Origin of the sequence: Roseicyclus sp. (assembly GCF_052168335.1) — a bacterium.
Classification (GTDB): Bacteria; Pseudomonadota; Alphaproteobacteria; order Rhodobacterales; family Rhodobacteraceae; genus Roseibacterium.
Map to the genome: position 1 here is coordinate 1 of NZ_JBQLZP010000505.1, position 5041 is coordinate 5041.

A 5041-nucleotide genomic window follows, 5' to 3' on the forward strand; every position below is an offset into this window, starting at 1 on the left:
CCCGCGAGCCAGCGCGTGGACGAGCACCAGTGGTATCTCGGCACCGCCGACGCGGTGACGCAGAACATCGACATCGTGGACAGCTACGAGGTCGACTACGTCCTCATCCTCGCGGGCGACCACATCTACAAGATGGACTACGAGCGCATGGTCCGCGCCCATGTCGAGAGCGGGGCGGACGTGACGATCGGCTGCCTGACCGTGCCGCGCGAGGAGGCTGTCGCCTTCGGCGTCATGGCGGTCGATCCGCGCGACCGGGTGACGAGCTTCCTCGAGAAGCCCGCCGATCCGCCCGGCACGCCCGACGATCCGAAAGTCGCGCTCGCGTCCATGGGGATCTACGTCTTCTCCTGGCCGTTCCTGCGCGACCTGCTGATCCGCGACGCGGCCGACCCGAACTCGAGCCACGATTTCGGCGGCGACATCATCCCGGACATCGTGAAGAACGGCAAGGCGATGGCCCACCGCTTCACCGACAGCTGCGTGCGCCACGCGCCCGGCGCGCCCGCCTACTGGCGCGACGTGGGCACGGTCGACGCCTTCTGGAAGGCGAACCTCGACCTCACCGACTTCACCCCCGATCTCGACCTCTGGGACCGCAACTGGCCGATCTGGACCTACTCGGAATCCGTGCCGCCCGCGAAGTTCATCCACGACGAGAAGAACCGCCGCGGCATGGCGGTCAGTTCGCTCGTCTCGGGGGGCTGCATCGTCTCGGGGACCGAGATCCGCCGCTCGCTCCTCTTCACGATGGTGCACACCAACAGCTTCGCGTCGCTCGACCAGGCGGTCGTGCTGCCCTACGTGAACGTCTCGCGCCACGCTCGGCTGACGAAGGTGGTGATCGACCGGGGCGTCCACATCCCCGAGGGCCTCGTCGTGGGCGAGGACCCGGAGGAGGACGCCAGGTGGTTCCGCGTCACCGAAACCGGTGTCACGCTCATCACGCAGGACATGCTCGACCGGCGGGCGGCGTCCATCTGATGCGCGTCCTCTCCGTCGCCTCGGAATGCGTGCCCTTCGTCAAGACCGGCGGTCTGGCCGATGTCGTGGGGGCGCTGCCGCGGGTGATGGGGGTCGAGGGCGTCGAGATGCGCGTCCTCCTGCCGGGCTATCCGCGCGTGATGGAGGCCGTGGGCGCGGGCGCGACGGTGATGGAGGACGACACGCTCTTCGGCGGGCCCGGCCGCGTGATCGCGGCGCGGGCGCGGGGGATCGACCTGCTCGTGCTGGAGGCGCCGCACCTCTACGGCCGCGAGGGGACGCCCTATCTCGGCCCCGACGGGCGCGACTGGCCCGACAACCCCGAGCGCTTCGCCGCGCTCTCGTGGATCGCGGCGCGCATCGCGGCGGAGGGGGCGGGGGAGTGGCGTCCCGATCTCCTGCATTGCCACGACTGGCAGGCGGGGCTCGCGCCCTACTACCTGCGCAAGCGCGGCGGGACCGCACCCACCGTCTTCACCGTCCACAACATCGCCTTTCACGGCGCGGCGCCCGCGTCCCGCCTCCAGGCGCTGCGGCTCGACCCGGCCGACTTCGTGCAGGACCGCGGCTTCGAGTTCTGGGGCCGGATCAATGCGCTGAAGGCCGCGCTCGTCTGGTGCGACCGGATCACGACCGTCTCGCCCACCTACGCGCGCGAGCTGACCCGGCCCGAGTTCGGCGCGGGCCTCGACGGGGTGGTGCGGGCGCGGGCGGGCGACCTGTCGGGCATCCTGAACGGCATCGACACCTCGGACTGGAACCCGGCGACCGACCGGGACATCGCCGCGCGCTATCGGACGCCCCGCGGAAAGGCCCGGAACCGCACCGCGCTCCGCGCCGAGTTCGGCCTGCCCAAGGCCGACGGACCGCTCTGCGCCGTGGTCTCGCGGCTGACGCAGCAGAAGGGGCTCGACCTCCTGCTCGAGGCCTTGCCCGCGCTCCTCGACCGGGGCGGGCAGCTCGTGCTTCTCGGCACGGGCGAGGCCGCGCTCGAGGCGGCCTGGCGCGAGGCGGCCGCGCGGCACCCGGGCGTCGCCGTCCACATCGGCTATGACGAGCCGATGGCGCACCGGCTGATGGCGGGCGCCGACGCGCTCCTCGTGCCGTCGCGGTTCGAGCCCTGCGGGCTGACGCAGCTCTACGCGCTGCGCTACGGGACGATCCCGCTCGTGGCACTGACCGGCGGCCTTGCGGACACCGTGATCCCGGCGAGCCCCGCCGCCCTCGCGGCAGGCGCCAGCACGGGCGTGCAGGTCCATCCCCTGACGGCCGAGACGCTGGCGCTCGGGCTCATGGACCTCTGCGCGCTCCACGCCGACCGCGCGACCTGGACGCGGATGCAGGAGAACGCCATGGCGCAACCCGTCGGCTGGGAGGCCTCGGCCGCCGCCTACGCGCGCCTCTACCGCGAGGTCCTCGGCCCCGAATGAGCACGCGCCTCGCCATGCAGGAGGGCCGGGCCTCGCCCCTCGGCGCGACCTTCGACGGGGAGGGCGTGAACTTCGCCGTCTTCTCCGAGCACGCGACGCGGATCACGGTCTGCCTCTTCTCGGAGGACGGGACCACGGAGACGCACCGCCTCGACCTGCCCGAGCGCGACGGCGACGTGTGGCACGGCTATCTCCCCGGCGTCCGGCCCGGCCAGCTCTACGCGCTGCGCGCCGACGGGCCCTACGCGCCGCATCACGGCCACCGCTTCAACCCCCACAAGCTCCTGATCGACCCCTACGCCAAGCGCATCACCGGCCACCTGCGCTGGCACGACGCGCTGATGGGCTACACCATGGGCGACGCGCGCGGCGACCTCAGCTTCGACCGCCGCGACAGCGCGCCCTACATGCCCCGCTGCGTGGTCGAGGACCCGAGCTTCTCCTGGGGCGGCGACAGGCGGCCCGGCACCCGCATCGCCGACACGATCGTCTACGAGGCCCACGTGAAGGGCCTGACGCAGCGCTTTCCCGGCGTGGCGCACCCGGGCACCTTCCTGGCACTCGGCTCGGACGCCGTCATCGACCACCTCGTGACGCTCGGCATCACGGCGATCGAGCTGCTGCCGGTGCAGGCCTTCCTCAACGACCGCTTCCTCGTGGAGAAGGGGCTGACGAACTACTGGGGCTACCAGACGCTCGGCTTCTTCGCGCCCGAGCCGCGCTACCTCCACCGGGGCGAGATCGCCGAGTTCCAGCACATGGTGGCCCGCCTGCATGCCGCCGGGATCGAGGTGATCCTCGATGTTGTCTACAACCACACCTGCGAGGGCGACGAGACGGGGCCGACGCTGGCCTTCCGGGGGCTCGACAACCTCAGCTACTACCGCCTGACGCCCGACCGGCGCGGCTACGTGAACGACACCGGGACGGGCAACACGATCAACATGGACCACCCGATGGTCCTGCGGATGGTGCTCGACTCCCTGCGCTACTGGGTCGAGGTCATGCATGTCGACGGGTTCCGCTTCGACCTCTGCTCGACGCTCGGGCGGACGGCGCGGGGCTTCGACAGGGGCGCGGCCTTCTTCGACGCGATCCGCGCCGACCCGGTGCTGACGAACGTCAAGCTCATCGCCGAGCCCTGGGACATCGGGCCGGGCGGCTACCAGCTGGGCGCCTTCCCGCCGCCCTTCATGGAGTGGAACGACCGCTTCCGCGACGGCGTGCGGCGCTACTGGCGGGGCGACGCGGCCCATGTACCGGTGCTGGCCGACCGGCTCTCGGGCTCGGCGCAGCAGTTCGACCATTCCGGGCGGCCGGCCACCTCCTCGGTCAACATGCTGACGACCCATGACGGCTTCACCCTGGCCGACGTCGTCTCCTACCTCGAGCGGCACAACGGGGCCAACGGCGAGGGCAACCGCGACGGCCACGGCGAGAACTTCTCGGACAACTTCGGCACCGAAGGGCCAAGCGACGATCCCGCGATCCGCGCCGCCCGGGCGCTCCGGCGGCGGAACATGATGGCGACGCTCCTGTTGAGCCAGGGGACGCCGATGATCCTCGCCGGGGACGAGATCGGCAATTCGCAGGGCGGCAACAACAACGCCTACAACCAGGACAACGAGACGGGCTGGATCGACTGGGACGATGCCGACAGGGACTTTCTCGACTTCACGCGCGGGCTGGTCGCGTTCCGGCGGAGCCATCCGGTGCTGCGGCAGAAACGCTTCCTCCATTCGCGCGAGCGGGCGACCGACGGGATGGAGGACCTGTTCTGGTGGCACCCGGAAGGGCGCCCGATGAGCCAGGAGGACTGGGACGACGAGGGCGCGCGCGTCCTCTGCGCCGAGCTGCGCATGGCCTCGGGCACGCCCGCCTATGCCGAGCGCGAGGATGCGCTGTTCCTCGTCTTCAACGGCGGGGACGCGCCCGTGCGCGCGCATCTGCCGGAGCCGCCGGACGGCATGGAATGGGTTCTGGGCATCCGCACGTCCGACGCCTGGTTCGGCCGCGAACCGGCGGGGCGCGTCCTCTCCGTGCCGGGCCCGTCCGTCACCGTCTGCGTGCTCGAGGCCCGCGATGCCTGACGCCCTCACGCGGCTGGCGGAGCGGGCCGGGATCGTCGCCTCCTACACCGACCAGACGGGGCGGCGGCGGCGCACGGGGCGGGCCACGATGCGCGCGCTCCTCGCCGCGATGGGACTGCCTGCGGAGACCGACGCCGAGGCGGCGGACCGTCTCGCCGCGCTCGACGCGGAAGAGGGCACGCGCCCCGTGCCGCCCTGGGCCGTGGCCGAGCCGGAGCGGCCGCCGCGCGGGCTGGTTCCCGCGGGGGCGGACTGGACGCTGGCGCGGGAGGACGGGGCCACGGCGGAGGGGCGCGGCGATACGCTGCCGGCCTTGCCGCTCGGCCTGCACCGGCTGGCGGTCGGCGGGGCTGCCTGCACGCTGATCGTCGCGCCGCCGAGCCTGCCGCCGCCGCCGCGCGCCTGGGGCGTGATGCTGCCGCTCCACGCCCTCCGCCCGGCGCAAAGGGGCGGCATCGGCGACTACGACGATCTCGCGGTGGCCGCCGAGGATCTGGCGGGGCAGGGGGCGGACTTCCTCGGCCTGAACCCGATCCA

3 protein-coding genes and 1 pseudogene are annotated in these 5041 nt (G+C 72.2%); all 4 read left to right on the top strand.

The window, feature by feature from the left end:
• On the top strand, positions 1-984 hold a 984-nt coding region (locus tag ACTS11_RS15475; protein ID WP_442641195.1), incomplete at its 5' end, for a glucose-1-phosphate adenylyltransferase.
• Positions 984-2414 (top strand): glycogen synthase GlgA, encoded by a 1431-nt coding sequence (glgA, locus tag ACTS11_RS15480; RefSeq protein WP_442641196.1) that lies wholly within the window; start codon positions 984-986, stop codon positions 2412-2414. The genes ACTS11_RS15475 and glgA, both read left to right, overlap by 1 nt.
• The gene (gene glgX, locus ACTS11_RS15485) at positions 2411-4504 is read left to right on the top strand and encodes a glycogen debranching protein GlgX (protein ID WP_442641197.1); all 2094 of its coding nucleotides are present in this window, start codon (positions 2411-2413) and stop codon (positions 4502-4504) included. Before glgA ends, glgX begins: the two co-directional genes overlap by 4 nt.
• A pseudogene (locus tag ACTS11_RS15490) lies at positions 4497-5041 on the top strand (4-alpha-glucanotransferase); the annotation flags it as partial. The gene glgX and the pseudogene ACTS11_RS15490, both read left to right, overlap by 8 nt.